The sequence below is a fragment of the Actinomadura miaoliensis genome (genome assembly GCF_039536785.1).
Classification (GTDB): domain Bacteria; phylum Actinomycetota; class Actinomycetes; order Streptosporangiales; family Streptosporangiaceae; genus Spirillospora; species Spirillospora miaoliensis.
This window is the reverse complement of record NZ_BAAAZG010000028.1, coordinates 61,947-75,250: the sequence shown is the minus strand read 5'-3', so window position 1 is coordinate 75,250 and position 13,304 is coordinate 61,947. Positions and strand designations below refer to the sequence as shown.

At 73.4% G+C, this 13,304-nt stretch carries 11 protein-coding genes; 6 read left to right on the top strand and 5 right to left on the bottom strand.

The genetic code is table 11. The features are described from left to right. Window positions 1–63: 63 nt before the first annotated feature. The gene (locus ABD811_RS21535; protein ID WP_344950497.1) at window positions 64–2,529 is read right to left on the bottom strand and encodes a GcvT family protein; all 2,466 of its coding nucleotides are present in this window, start codon (window positions 2,527–2,529) and stop codon (window positions 64–66) included. Between the two features lie 101 nt (window positions 2,530–2,630). Continuing rightward, the gene (locus ABD811_RS21530; protein ID WP_344950494.1) at window positions 2,631–3,365 is read right to left on the bottom strand and encodes a GntR family transcriptional regulator; all 735 of its coding nucleotides are present in this window, start codon (window positions 3,363–3,365) and stop codon (window positions 2,631–2,633) included. Between the two features lie 224 nt (window positions 3,366–3,589). On the opposite strand from ABD811_RS21530, the gene ABD811_RS21525 reads away from it, so the two are divergent. The 5 genes from ABD811_RS21525 to ABD811_RS21505 all read left to right on the top strand — a co-directional run bounded on the left by ABD811_RS21525 (window position 3,590) and on the right by ABD811_RS21505 (window position 9,127). Beyond that, entirely contained in the window at window positions 3,590–4,546 is a 957-nt protein-coding gene (locus ABD811_RS21525; RefSeq protein WP_344950491.1) for a phosphotransferase, read from the top strand. Beyond that, window positions 4,543–5,271, top strand: coding sequence for an HAD family hydrolase (locus ABD811_RS21520; RefSeq protein ID WP_344950488.1), 729 nt, complete (start codon window positions 4,543–4,545; stop codon window positions 5,269–5,271). The genes ABD811_RS21525 and ABD811_RS21520 overlap by 4 nt, the downstream gene beginning before the upstream one ends. A gap of 35 nt (window positions 5,272–5,306) precedes the next feature. Next, a complete protein-coding gene (locus ABD811_RS21515; protein ID WP_344950485.1) occupies window positions 5,307–6,914 on the top strand; it encodes an amino acid permease in 1,608 nt (535 codons plus the stop codon). Between the two features lie 91 nt (window positions 6,915–7,005). Further along, the gene (locus tag ABD811_RS21510; RefSeq protein WP_344950482.1) at window positions 7,006–7,737 is read left to right on the top strand and encodes a FadR/GntR family transcriptional regulator; all 732 of its coding nucleotides are present in this window, start codon (window positions 7,006–7,008) and stop codon (window positions 7,735–7,737) included. A gap of 97 nt (window positions 7,738–7,834) precedes the next feature. Then, window positions 7,835–9,127 (top strand): M50 family metallopeptidase, encoded by a 1,293-nt coding sequence (locus ABD811_RS21505; RefSeq protein WP_344950479.1) that lies wholly within the window; start codon window positions 7,835–7,837, stop codon window positions 9,125–9,127. 42 nt (window positions 9,128–9,169) lie between these two features. Here ABD811_RS21505 and cds1 read toward each other — a convergent pair whose 3' ends face one another. The 3 genes from cds1 to ABD811_RS21490 form a co-directional block, all read right to left on the bottom strand. Next, window positions 9,170–10,282 carry an L-cysteine desulfhydrase Cds1 gene (cds1, locus tag ABD811_RS21500; RefSeq protein WP_344950476.1) on the bottom strand — a complete coding sequence of 371 codons (1,113 nt, stop codon included), beginning with the start codon at window positions 10,280–10,282 and terminating at the stop codon, window positions 9,170–9,172. 50 nt (window positions 10,283–10,332) lie between these two features. Continuing rightward, entirely contained in the window at window positions 10,333–11,976 is a 1,644-nt protein-coding gene (locus tag ABD811_RS21495) for an ATP-dependent DNA ligase (protein WP_344950473.1), read from the bottom strand. Between the two features lie 199 nt (window positions 11,977–12,175). Further along, window positions 12,176–12,559, bottom strand: a complete 384-nt coding sequence (locus ABD811_RS21490; RefSeq protein WP_344950471.1) for a hypothetical protein — start codon at window positions 12,557–12,559, stop codon at window positions 12,176–12,178. A gap of 1 nt (window position 12,560) precedes the next feature. Here ABD811_RS21490 and ABD811_RS21485 point away from each other — a divergent pair, with 1 nt between their 5' ends. After that, window positions 12,561–12,953, top strand: a complete 393-nt coding sequence (locus tag ABD811_RS21485; protein ID WP_344950468.1) for a hypothetical protein — start codon at window positions 12,561–12,563, stop codon at window positions 12,951–12,953. Window positions 12,954–13,304 lie beyond the last annotated feature (351 nt).

The following is a 13,304-nucleotide window of genomic DNA, read 5'->3' as shown; positions in this document are numbered from 1 at the left end:
CGGGATGTCGGAGAGCGAATGGTCTGGACGAAGTCCATTTATCCGGGTCGGGGGGCCGGGGTGTCAAGAGCGGACGCGCGCGTTCGCGGGATCGAACAACGGCTCGCGGGCCACCTCGCCCGTCACCCACTCGCCGAACAGTTCGACCTCGACCTTCGCGCCGGGCGCGGCCCGGTCGGCGGGCAGGTAGGCATAGGCGATCGACGTGCCCACGGTGTAGCCGTAGCCGCCCGAGGTGACCCGCCCCACCACGTCGTCCCCGACGCGCACGGGCTCGTTGCCCAGGCAGACGGCGCGCGGGTCGTCCAGCGTCAGGCAGCGCAGCCGCTCGGCGACGCCGCGCTCCCTGGCGGCGACGAGCGCGTCACGGCCGAGGAAGCCGCCCGGCTTGTCGAGCTTGACGCAGAAGCCCAGCCCCGCCTCGTAGGGGTTGCGGTCAGGGGAGATGTCGGCGCCCCACATCCGGTAGCCCTTCTCCAGGCGGAGGCTGTCGATCGCCCGGTAGCCGCCCGGCGTCGCCCCGGTGGCGGCCAGCGCGCGCCACAGCGCCGCGCCGTACTCGCTGGAGCAGTACAGCTCCCAGCCCAGCTCACCGGCGAACGTCACGCGCAGCGCCCGCACCGGCACGTCGCCGACGACGATCTCGCGGGACGTCAGGTACGGGAACGCCGCGTCGGAGACGTCGTCGGGGGTGAGCGGCGCCAGCAGGTCGCGGGCACGCGGCCCCCACAGCGCGAAGCAGGCGTACTGCCCGGTCACGTCGCCGACGCGCACGGAGCCGTCGGACGGGGCGTGCCGCCTGATCCAGTCCAGGTCGTGGCCGCCGAACGCCGTCCCGGTGACGATCAGGAACGCGTTCCCGGCCGTGCGGGTGACGGTGAAGTCGCATTCGATGCCGCCGCGCGAGTTGAGGCACTGGGTGTAGGTGACCGCGCCGACCTCGCGGGCGACGTGGTTGTCGCACAGCCGCTCCAGCAGGCCCGCCGCGCCCGGCCCCGTCACCTCGATCTTGGCGAACGACGTCTCGTCGAACAGGCCCGCCGCGGTGCGCGTGGCGGCGTGCTCGGCGCCGATCGCCGGGGACCAGGCCCGTCCCGCCCAGCCGCGCGGACGCAGCGACTCGTCCCCGGCCGCCGCGTTCGGCTCGTACCAGTTGACCCGCTCCCAGCCCGCCTTCTCGCCGAACACCGCGCCGTGCGCCTCGTGCCAGGCGTAGACGGGGGAGACCCGCAGCGGACGCCCGGCCGTGCGCTCCCGGTCGGGATAGGGGATGTCGTAGTAGGTCTCGTAGTTCTCCACCGTGCGCTTGAGCGTGTACGACGGCGACCGGTAGTGCGGGCCGAAGCGGCGGATGTCCATGTGCCACAGGTCCATGGGCGGCTCGCCCGCCGTGATCCACTCGGCCATGACCTTGCCGATGCCGCCGGCGCCCGCGATGCCGTGCGCGCAGAACCCGGCCGCCACGAAGAATCCCGCGACCTCGGTCTCGCCCAGGCAGAACTCGTTGTCGGGGGTGAACGCCTCCGGCCCGTTGATCAGCTTGCGGATCCCGGCGTCGGCCATCGCCGGCACGCGCAGCTGGGAGTTGGCGGTGATCTCCTCGAAGCGGTCCCAGTCCTCGGCCAGCAGCCGCCCGTTGAAGTCGGCGGGGATCGCGTCGTGGCCGTTGCCGCCGTCGTCCGGCAGCGACCAGGACGCCGAGTCGCGCTCGTACCCGCCCATGAGCAGGCCGTCCACCTCCTCGCGGAAGTAGACCAGGTGGTCGGGGTCGCGCAGGGTCGGCAGCCGTCCCCGCCCGCCCCCGGGCCCGCTGCGCGTCCGCAGCGGCTCGGTCACCAGGTACTGGTGCGACATCGGCACGATCGGCACCCGCACCCCGGCCATCCGCCCGATCTCGGCGGCGAACATGCCGCCGCAGTTGACCACGATCTCCGCCTCGACGTCCCCGCGGTCGGTGCGCACGCCGGTGACGCGGCCGTCCTTCACCTCGACGCCGAGCACCCGGGTGCGGGTGAAGATCCGCACGCCGCCCGCGCGGGCCCCCGCCGCCAGCGAGTAGGTGAGCTGGGAGGGGTCCACGTACCCGTCGGTGGCCAGGTACGCCGCGCCGACCACGCCCTCGGTGCTCATCAGCGGGAACATCGCCTTGGCCTCGTCCGGCGAGATCTCGTCCAGCGGCAGCCCGAAGGTGCGGGCCCAGCCGATCTGCCGCCGGATCTCCTGCATCCGCTCGGGCGTGCCCGCCAGCCGGATGCCGCCGCACTCGACCCAGCCGGGCGGGTCGTCGCCCTGCTGGAGCCTGCGGTACAGCTCGGCCGAGTACATGTTCATGCGGGTCAGCGTGGGGTCGGCGCGCAGCTGCCCGACCAGGCCCGCCGAGTGGAACGTCGAGCCGCTGGTCAGGTCGGCCCGCTCGACCAGGACGACGTCGCGCTCGCCCAGTTCGGCCAGGTGGTAGGCGATGCTCGTGCCGCCCACGCCGCCGCCGATGACGACGACGCGCGCGCGGCCGGGGAGGTTCTTCGACACGGGGGTCCCTTCATGCGTGCCAGGGTCGGTTCGTGCGTGCCGGGATCGGTTCGTGCGTGCCGGGATCGGTTCGTGTGCGGGGGTGGCGTCCGGGCCGGGGGTCAGCGTTCTTCGGGGGACGTCCAGACGACGACGCGGGTGCGGTCGCCGCGGAACAGGTCGTCGGCGTGCTCGATCGGCTCGCCCGCCGCGTTGTAGGCGACCCGCTGCACGGCCAGCAGCGGGGTGCCGGGCGCCACGTCCAGCAGCCCGGCGGTCTCGGCGTCGGCGGCCACCGGCTCGATGCGCTCGACGGCGCGTTCGGGCGACTCGCCGTACTTGTCGCGCAGCAGGTCGTACAGCGAGCCGCCGAGCGCCTGCTCGGCCAGGTCGGGGAAGCGCCGGGCGGGGAAGCGGGAGCGTTCCAGCGCGATCGGCTCCCCGCCCGCCAGCCGCACCCGGGTGACCGCCACGACCGGCTCGTCCCGGTCCAGCCGCAGCGCCTCGGCGACCGGCGGCTCGGGGACGGTCAGCGCCACCGCGATCACCCGCGTCCCGGCGACCATGCCCTGCCGGCGGATGTACTCGGCCAGCCCGGCGAAGTGCGCCAGGTCGCGCTCCACCTTGGGCGCGGCCACGAACGTGCCGCCGCCGCGCCCGGGGCGCCGCACCACCTGCCCGGCGCGCTCCAGGTCGTGCAGGGCCAGGCGCAGCGTGGCGCGGCTGACCCCGAGACGCTCGGCCAGCTCGCGCTCGGGCGGCAGCCGGTCGCCGGGCAGGTAGCCGCCCTCGCGGATGGCCGCCAGCACGCCCTCCCAGGCCCGGCCACGCAGCGATTCGTCGCTTCCGTCCGTCATGACCGACTTCCTACCACGCCAATGGACATACCAAAAGGGGTTGCGGTCGAACCGAAAGAAAACCGTCGGCGCCCTATTGACGCGGGCCGCTCACGCTCGCAGACTTCCAGGACATCGAACGTCTTCGGGGGGCATGGACGGGCCCCCGGACGCCCAGATCGTGTTTCCAATGGGTTAAGGGCAGCCCAATCCATGTAACGCCGAACTCACACTGGGGACGGTTCATGGCCGCTGCCATCGAGGAAGTGCTCGCCCGAGCCGGTCTGCCGCCGGACCCGTCCGGCGCCGGGGTCACCTGCACCACGCTCAAGGGCGGCCTCAGCCACCGCGTCATCCGCGTCGACACCGGCGGGCGGCGCTACGTCCTGCGGATCCTCGACCCGGCGGTGAGCGAGGCCGGGCTCGGCGTCCCGCTGCGCCAGGAGATCGACAACACCGTGCGCGCGGCCCGCGCCGGCGTCGGCCCGCGCGTGCTGGCGGTCGTCGAGGACTACGCCGACGGGCGGCCCGCGCTGCTGCTGGAGTTCGTCGACGGCCGCACCCTCGGCCGGGACGACGTGCGCGACCCCGGCATGATCCCGCGCGTCGCCGCCGCCTGCCGCAGGCTGCACGCCGCGCCCGACCCGTTCGGCAACCGGTTCAGCATCTTCCGCAAGCAGGACGAGCTGGTCGCGCTGTGCCGCCGCCACGGGCTGCGGGTGCCCGACGGCTACGCCGACCACCTGCCGGTCATGGCCGGCATCGAACGCGCCATGGACGCCGCGCCGCTGCCGCTCGTCCCCTGCCACAACGACCTGCTGCCGGAGAACCTCATCGACGAGGGCGCGGCGGTGCGGATCGTCGACTACCAGCTGTCCGGCATGAACGACCCCGCCTTCGAGCTGGGCAACATCGCCGCCGAGGCCGACTTCGACCCCGACCGCGCCGCCGCCCTGGCCGCGGCCTACTTCGGCGCCGACCTGACCGAGGCGCTGGTCGCCCGGGTACGGCTCTACCTGCTGGCGTCCAACTACACGTGGACGCTGTGGTTCTCCGTCCACCACGGGCTGCTGGCCGCCGACGCGGCCGACGCCGAGTTCGACTACTGGGCCGAGGCCGCCGACAAATGGGGCCAGGCCCTGCGCGACCTCACCGACCCGGGTCTCGGTCGGCTCATCGACACCGTGCGGGCCGCCCGATGACCGGGCCGGGCCTGACGATCGCCGGGCTCCCCGGCGTCCGCGCCGCGATCTTCGACTTCAACGGCACCATCACCGACGACGAGACGCTGCAGTACGAGGTGTACGCCGAGATCCTCGCCGAGCACCTCGGCGTCGTCCTGGAACGTGACACCTACTTCACCGACCTCGCCGGGCGCAGCGACCCCGCCATCGTCACCGCCGTCCTGGAGCGCTGCGACCCGGCTCCCGCCGGGCCGGCCCGCGACGCCCTGGCGGCGCGGATCATCGAGGCGCGGGTGCGGCGGTACGCCGAGCGGGTGCGGGACGCCCCGCCGGTGCGGCCCGGGGCGGCGGCGCTGATCCGGGCGCTGGCCGGGCGGGTTCCGCTGGCCGTGGGCACCGGCGCCTTCCGGGCCGAGGTCGACCTGGTGTTGTCGGCGGCCGGGCTCGCCGGCGCGTTCGACGCGATCGTCACCGTCGAGGACGTGCGGGCGGGCAAGCCCGACCCCGAGACCTTCCTGCGCGCCCTGGACCTGCTGTCACGCCAGGCTCCCACCCCGTCCGGCCGGGGCCCCGCGCTCCGGCCGGCCGACGTCGTGGTGTTCGAGGACTCCCCGTTCGGCATCGAGGCGGCGCGCGCCGCCGGGATGCGCTGCGTCGCCGCCCACCTCACCAGCGAGGCGGGCGCCGAGGCGGCCGGGGCGGTCGTCGGCGCCCTCGGGCCGGAGCTCCTCGCCGGCCCCTGACCCCGAAACCGCCCATCGCCTCACGAGGAGGCCCCATGGCCCGACAGCCCGACCCGCACGCCGACCCAAAGGCCGACCCGCACGCCGACCCGCGGCTCGACGACGACGCCAGGCGGCTCGCCGAACTCGGATACAAGCAGGAGCTGGACCGCTCCTGGAGCGGCTTCTCCAACTTCGCCATCTCCTTCTCGATCATCTCGATCCTGTCCGGCTGCTTCACCACCTTCGGGCAGGCCTGGAACAACGGCGGGCCGGTCGCCATCGCCTGGGGCTGGCCGATCATCGCCGGCTTCATCCTGGTCATCGGCTTCTGCATGGCGGAGCTGGTGTCGGCGTACCCGACGGCGGGCGGCATCTACTGGTGGGCGGCGCGGATGGGCCGTCCGGTGCACGGCTGGTTCACCGGCTGGCTCAACCTGATCGGCCTGGTCGCGGTCACCGCGTCGGTGGACTACGGCGCCGCCACCTTCCTCAACGTGCTGCTGGGCATGCTGAACGAGGACTGGGGTGGCGACCTGGGCTTCGTCTTCGGGCTGTTCCTGGTGATCCTCGTCCTGCACGCGCTGATCAACATCTTCGGGCACCGGCTGGTGGCGCTGCTGCAGAACATCTCGGTGTGGTGGCACGTGTTCGGCGTCGCCGCCGTCGTGGCGATCCTGGTGTTCGGGCCCGACTCGCACCAGAGCGTCTCGTTCGTGTTCACCGAGCGGATCAACAACTCCGGCTTCTCCGAGGGCATGTACTGGTTCTACGTGCTGCCCCTCGGCTTCCTGCTGACCCAGTACACGATCACCGGGTTCGACGCCTGCGCGCACGTGTCGGAGGAGACGCGCGGCGCGGCCCGCACCGCCGCGCAGGGGCTGTGGCGCTCCATCGCCTACTCGGGCGTCGGCGGCTGGATCCTGCTGCTGGCCTTCCTGTTCGCCGCCACCGACGTCGACGCGGTGAACGAGCAGTTCGGCGCCGTGTCGGCGATCTTCACCACCGCGCTCAGCCCGGCGCTGGCCAAGATCGTGGTGGCGATCTCGGTGATCGGCCAGTTCTGCTGCGGGATGAGCTGCGTCACCAGCATGTCCCGGATGACCTACGCCTTCGCCCGCGACGGCGGCATCCCCGGCTCGCGGCTGTGGGCGAAGGTGGACCGCAACCGCACCCCCGTCAACGCGATCATCATGGGCTGCGCAGCCGCGCTGGTGCTGACCCTGCCCGCCCTCTACAAGAGCCCCACCGGCACGCCCGTGGCGTTCTACGCGGTGGTGTCGATCGCGGTGATCGGGCTGTACCTGGCGTTCCTCATCCCGATCTGGCTGCGGCTGCGGATGGGCGACGCCTTCCGGCCGGGCCCCTGGACGCTGGGCGCCAAGTACAAGGTCATGTGCTGGATCGCGGTCATCGAGATCGCGGTGATCTCGGTGTACTTCGTGCTGCCGCTGGCGCCCGCCGGGGTGCCGGGCGGCGGCGACTTCGACTGGACGGCGGTCAACTACGCCCCCATCGCCCTCGGCGTGGTGCTGCTGCTGGTCGGCGGCTGGTGGCTGCTGTCGGCGCGCCGCTGGTTCACCGGACCGCGCACCACCCTCGACGACACCGAGCTGGCCGTGCTCGGCGGCGAGAGGGAGCCGGGCGCGGGCGCGCCCGCCTGACCTCGCCGCGGCGGGCGACGCCGGGCCGGGCCGCCGGCCCGGCGTCTACCCTTTGCCCACGGAACGAGGACGGCGTCGGGAGGGCGGAGAAGTGACCGGGGACGAGCCCGCGACGGTCGCCTCGATCGTGTTCCGCCCCGTCCGGGAGGGCAACGCGTTCGAGGAGACCGTCGAGCGGCTGCTGCAGGCGATCAAGCTGGGCGTCGTCGACCACGGCGAGCGGCTGCCGCCCGAGCGCGAGCTGGCGCCCCGCCTGGGCGTGAGCCGGGTGACGCTGCGCGAGGCGATCCGCGCGCTGCAGCAGGAGGGGTACGTCGAGTCGCGGCGCGGCCGCGCGGGCGGCACGTTCGTCACCTACCGGCCGCCGCGTCCCCGCGACGGCGACCTGGCCCGGGTCGCCGCCGATCGCGGCGCCGAGCTGAGCGACGCCCTCACCTACCGGCTGGCCGTGGAGAGCGGCGCCGCCGCGCACCTGGCCTCCACCGGGCTGACCGGCGGGCAGGCCGACCGGCTGCGCGCCGCGCTGGCCGCCGTCAACGGCGCCGACCTGGCCGGGTACCGGCGCCTGGACGTCCGCTTCCACCTGACCATCGCCAAGCTGACCGGGTCGCCGCTGCTGGCCGCCGCCTGCGCCGACGCCCGGATGCGCGTCACCGACCTGCTCAACGCGATCCCCGTGCTGCGCCGCAACATCGAGCACGCCGCCGTCCAGCACGCCGCGATCGTCGAGGCCGTCCTCGCCGGGGACCCGGACGCGGCGCGCCGCGCCGTCGTCGAGCACCTGGAGGGCACGGGCGCCTTGCTGCGGGGTTTCCTGGCCTGAACGGCCCGGAGCGGCCAAGGTGAATTCGTACGCGGTCGGACGCGTATCTCATGACGTACCCTGAGCGGGTTGCCGGAGATCACGGAGGGATGCCACGGTGGACTGGCTGACGGGGGTGCTGATCCTCTTCCTGGGCCTGATGGCGTCCATCGCGCTGCACGAGCTCGGGCACTTCTCCTTCGCCAAGCTGTTCGGCGTGCGCACCACCCAGTTCATGGTGGGCTTCGGGCCCACGCTCTGGTCGCGCACCAAGGGGGAGACCGAGTACGGGGTCAAGTGGATCCCGCTCGGCGGCTACATCCGCATGATCGGCATGCTGCCGCCGCGCAGGGGAGACCGGCCCGGGCAGGTCCGGCAGATCTCCACCGGCCCGTGGCAGGGGCTGATCGAGTCGGCCCGCGGCGCGGCGCTGGAAGAGGTCCGGCCGGGCGACGAGGACCGCGTCTTCTACGCCAAGAAGTGGTGGCAGAAGCTCATCATCATGTTCGCCGGACCGGCCATGAACCTGGTCCTGGCCGTGATCTTCTTCGCGATCCTGCTGATGGGCATCGGCACGCCCACCCCGCAGCCGGTGATCGGCTCGGTGGCCAAGTGCGCCATCCCGGCCGGGCAGCAGACCACCGAGTGCCCGGCGAACTACACGCCCACGCCCGCCGCGCAGGCGCGGCTGCAGGCGGGGGACCGGTTCGTCTCCTACGACGGCCGCAAGATCTCCTCCTACGAGCAGCTGCAGGGGCTGATCCGCGACTCCGGCGGCCGCACCGTGCCCGTCGTCGTCGAGCGCGACGGCCGCACGATGAACCTGAACATCGCCGTCACCCGCAACCAGATGTACGACCTGGAGGACACCGACAAGGTCGTCAACGTCGGGTTCCTCGGCATCACCCCGCTGCAGGAGCGCGAGCGGCAGGGCCCGGTGGCCGTCGCCGACTACATGGGCGAGCTGACCGCGCACACCGCCGGGTCGCTGCTGCGCCTGCCCGAGCGGATGGTCGGGGTGTGGCAGGCGGCCTTCGGCGGCGAGGAACGCGACCCCAACGGGCCGATCGGCGTGGTCGGGGTGAGCCGCCTCGGCGGCGAGATCGCCGCCTCCGAGAGCCCGGTGGTGGAGAAGCTCGCCATGTTCATCGCCCTGCTCGGCTCGGTGAACCTGGCGGTCGCCCTGTTCAACCTGATCCCGCTGCTGCCGCTGGACGGCGGGCACATGGCCGGGGCGCTGCTGGAGGCGCTCAAGAAGGGCGTCGCGCGGCTGCTCGGCCGCCCCGACCCCGGGTACGTGGACGTCGCCAAGGCGCTGCCGGTGACCTACGTGATGGCCGCCGTGCTGATCGTCATGGGCGGCCTGCTGATCTACGCCGACCTCGTCAACCCCATCAGGTTCTCGGGCTGACGGGCCCGCCCGCCCGGCGTGCCCGCCGGACGGGCGCCTCGGTCACGGCATGCCGTCGTCCGACGACACGGGCATCTCGCCGGTCTTGTGGAAGGCGCGCAGCGCCTCCAGGTACGGGGTGACGTCCAGCCCCCGGTCGGCCAGCCACGCGTCCGACCCGTACGTCCCGGCGTACCGCTCCGCGCCGTCGCAGATCAGCGTGACCACGCTGCCGCGCTCGCCGCGCGCCCGCATCTGCGCGATCAGCTCGACCGCGCCCCACATGTTGGTGCCGGTGGAGCCGCCGACGCCGCGCCCGGTGACCTCGGCGGTCCAGCGCATGGCGGCGATGGACGCCGCGTCCGGCACCCGGATCATCCGGTCGATCACGGTGGGCAGGAACGACGGCTCGACCCGGGGCCGTCCGATGCCCTCGATCCGCGAGCCCGTCGCGGTGCGGGCGGGGTCCTCGTCGCGGAAGGCCCCGAAGAACGCCGAGCCCTCCGGGTCGACGACGGCCACCCGCGTCTGGTAGCGGCGGTAGCGCGCGTACCGGCCGATCGTCGCCGACGTGCCGCCGGTGCCCGCGCCGACCACGATCCACGCCGGCTCGGGGAAGCGCTCCAGCCGCATCTGCTCGTAGATCGACTCGGCGATGTTGTTGTTGCCGCGCCAGTCGGTGGCGCGCTCGGCGTAGGTGAACTGGTCCATGAAGTGCCCGCCGCACTCCTCGGCCAGGCGCCGCGACTCGTCGTAGATCGCCGCCGGGTCGTCCACCAGATGGCAGCGGCCGCCGTGGAACTCGATCAGCCCGATCTTCTCCGGGCTGGTCGCCGCCGGCATCACCGCCACGAACGGCAGGCCCAGCAGCCGCGCGAAGTACGCCTCGCTGACCGCCGTGGACCCGCTGGACGCCTCGATGATCGTCGTGCCCTCCCGGATCCACCCGTTGGCCAGCGCGTACAGGAACAGCGAACGCGCCAGCCGGTGCTTGAGCGACCCGGTCGGATGCACCGACTCGTCCTTGAGGTACAGGTCGACGCCCCATTCGGGCGGCAGCGGGAACACGTGCAGGTGCGTGTCGGCGCTGCGCCCGGCGTCCGCCTCGACCTTGCGGATGGCCTCGGCGATCCAGGCCCGCGACCCCGGATCGCAGCGGTCCACGACGCGGCTCATGAGCGGCCTCCCCTCCCCGGTTCACCGGGCACGATATCTCCCGCCCGGGGTCACGGCGACGGCTCGTCGTCCAGCACCGGGGCGACGGCGCGGACGGTGTCGATCGTGTCGGCCTCGGCGGCGGACTTGTCCGGGCGGTAGCGCAGGACGCGGGCGAACCGCAGCGCGATGCCGCCGGGGTAGCGGGGGCTGCGCTGCACCCCGTCGAACGCGATCTCGACCACCAGTTCGGGACGCACGTGCACCGTCCAGGAGTCCTCGTGCGTGGCCAGGGCCCGCAGCCGCTCGGTCTGCCAGGCCAGCAGCTCGTCGGTCAGGCCCTTGAACGTCTTGCCGAGCATCACGAACCCGCCGGTGGCCGGGTCGCGGGCGCCCAGGTGCAGGTTGGACAGGAAACCGCGGCGGCGGCCGTGCCCCCACTCCACCGCCAGCACCACCAGGTCGAGGGTGTGGCGCGGCTTGACCTTGATCCACCCGGCGCCGCGGCGGCCCGCGGTGTAGGGGGAGGCGAGCGACTTGACCACCACGCCCTCGTGGCCGTGCGCCACCGCCTCGTCGAACATCCGCTTGGCCTCGCCCGGGTCGCCGGTGACCAGCCGCGGCATGCGCAGGTCGCCGGGCACCACCCGGGCCAGCGCCGCGCCGCGCTCGGCGCCCGGCGCGTCCAGCAGGTCGACGCTGTCCAGGTGCAGCACGTCGAACAGGAACACCGACAGCGGCACCGGCTCGGCGATCTTGCGGGTGCGGGTGGCGGTGCGCGCGGCGGTGACCTGGAACGGGTGCGGCCGCCCGTCCGGACGCAGCGCGATCAGCTCCCCGTCGAACACCGCGTCCCGCACCGGCAGCCCGCGCATCACCTCCACGACCTCCGGCAGCCGCTCGGTGATCTCGTCCAGCGTCCGCGTGAAGATCCGCACCTCGACCCGGCCGGCGTCCTGCCGCGCGTCGTCGTGCCCGTGCCCGTGCGCGTCCTCGTCCTCGTGCCCGTCCTCGTGCGCGGGGACGCGGCGGATGTGGATCTGGGCGCGGATGCCGTCGAGCTTCCACTCGACGGCGGCGTCGGCGGCCTGATCGGCTCCCCCCACGGGGAGCTTGGCGAACGCCTCGTCGAGCGTGGGGGCGGAGGCCGCCAGCATGGGACGGATCGGGCGGCCGACCTGCAGCCCGAAGGCGCGCAGGCCCGGCACGCCCTCGGCGAGGGCGGCGGTGGCGACCGGGCCGAGCGCGCCGCGCAGCATGGCCGCGCGCCGCACCTCGGCGGCGGGCACCCCGGCGGCTGCGGCGATCGCCTCGGCCATCACCCCGTCCAGCGCGCCCTGGCGCAGCTCACCGGCCAGCAGGCGGATGAGGAAGTCCTGCTCGGCATGGGTGGCGCGGGCCATCAGCGCGCCCACCAGCTCGCGCCGCCGGGCCACCGAGCCCTTGCCGGACACCGCGCCGATCTCGGTGAACGCCGCGTCCACCTGCGGGACCGTCAGCGTCGCCGTGGCGGCGGGCGGCGGCAGATCGCGCAGCGCGGCGTACCCGACCCCGATCTGGCGCTGCGGAAGCTCACCGGACAGGTAGGCCACCACGATGGGCGCCTCGTCGGGGGCCGCGGCCCGCAGGCACTCGGCCAGCGCCCCGACCTTGGCCTTGCGCGCCGACGTCCCGGCCACCGTCCCCGAGGTACGGGCGATCCGCTCCAGCAACACACGACCCATTGTGGCTTCGGAGTCTGACAATTGGCGCTTCCGGGGGCCCTGGTCAGTACCTTGCTCGTCTTATTACCTTGCCTGGGGTAGGGGTGGTGCGATGCCCGGGCCCGCGCGGGGCGCGCGACGCGTGCCGCGGACGGCCGGGAGTGAGGAGCGGGAGAGTGGGCCTTCCGCGTCCGTCGGAGTTCCAGCGGGTCTACTCGGCGCCCGAGCCGCCGTCGGGACGGCGGCCGCGCCTGCTGGCCGTGGTGGTCGCGCTGGTGGCGTTCGCGCTGGCCGCAGGGGCGGTGTTCGTCCTGGCGCCGGGCGGGGACGACGGCGAGCGGGCCGCGTCCACGTCGTCGCCGCCGGACGAGGACCGCGGGTCGGTGACCGATCCGGGCGCCACGTCCACAGCCACGTCGTCGCCGTCGTCGCCCTCGTCCTCGCCCTCCGCGTCGCGGTCGCGGGCGTCCGCGTCGCCGTCGCCGGACACGGCCCACCCGATCACCTCGCTGCCGCCGCCGTGCGGTAGCGTGCCGCGGGCGACGGTCGCGCGGCTGGTGCCGAACGCCCAGCAGCGCGAGAGCTCCAACAGCACGTTGACCACCTGCACGTACTCGTCCACCGGGAAGGACTTCCGCTGGCTGCGCGTCGAGGCCCACCTGTACGCGCCGGCCAACACGGCCACGCCGGTGCAGGACGCCCGCAGCTACTACGGCGCGCAGTGGACGCAGGCCCACGAGGCCACCCTCGAGCGCACCGTCCGCCTGGAGCGTGAGCGCGGCCTCGGCGACGAGGCGTTCCGCTGGTTCAAGATGGACAAGGGTCAGCCGACGGTGGTGGGGCAGGTCACGATGCGCATCCGCAACGTGGTCGTCACGGTCGCCTACAGCGAGCAGGCCCGCGACGCGGCGGCCGCACGGGATCGGGAGAACGCTTGCCTGAGCAATGCCGGCGCGGTCGCGCGAGAAGTACGCGGCCGCTTCGGTTAACTTGGTTTCTGACCTCAATCGGCCGATCATGGCATATTCGCTGTCAAGGGAAACTAAGGTGTTTTCGTAAAGGGGAGGAAAGACACCGGTCGGGGCCCGTGCCCATGGCGGGCCCACCGGCGCCGAGCGCCTGGGGAGGAGGAGATCGGCGACGTGACCGCATATCGGACAGGAGTGTCCTGGGTGAGGTAGCCGCAGGTGAGGCGGATCGACCACAAGGCCGCGGAATGGAGCATCCGTTCCGCGGCCTTTGCCGGTCCGGCCGCGGACCAATCGTCCGGCGCCCGGGGCGGCCGCCGCGCGAACCCGTGCAGAAAATCGGCCGCCGTCCTCTTTGCGGCGGCTTTCCTC

Coding starts and splice junctions, on each gene's coding strand:
- ABD811_RS21520 (WP_344950488.1), top strand. CDS start 4,543: ATGACCGGGCCGGGCCTGACGATCGCCGGGCTCCCCGGCGTCCGCGCC.
- cds1 (WP_344950476.1), bottom strand. CDS start 10,282: ATGAGCCGCGTCGTGGACCGCTGCGATCCGGGGTCGCGGGCCTGGATC.
- ABD811_RS21515 (WP_344950485.1), top strand. CDS start 5,307: ATGGCCCGACAGCCCGACCCGCACGCCGACCCAAAGGCCGACCCGCAC.
- ABD811_RS21530 (WP_344950494.1), bottom strand. CDS start 3,365: ATGACGGACGGAAGCGACGAATCGCTGCGTGGCCGGGCCTGGGAGGGC.
- ABD811_RS21525 (WP_344950491.1), top strand. CDS start 3,590: ATGGCCGCTGCCATCGAGGAAGTGCTCGCCCGAGCCGGTCTGCCGCCG.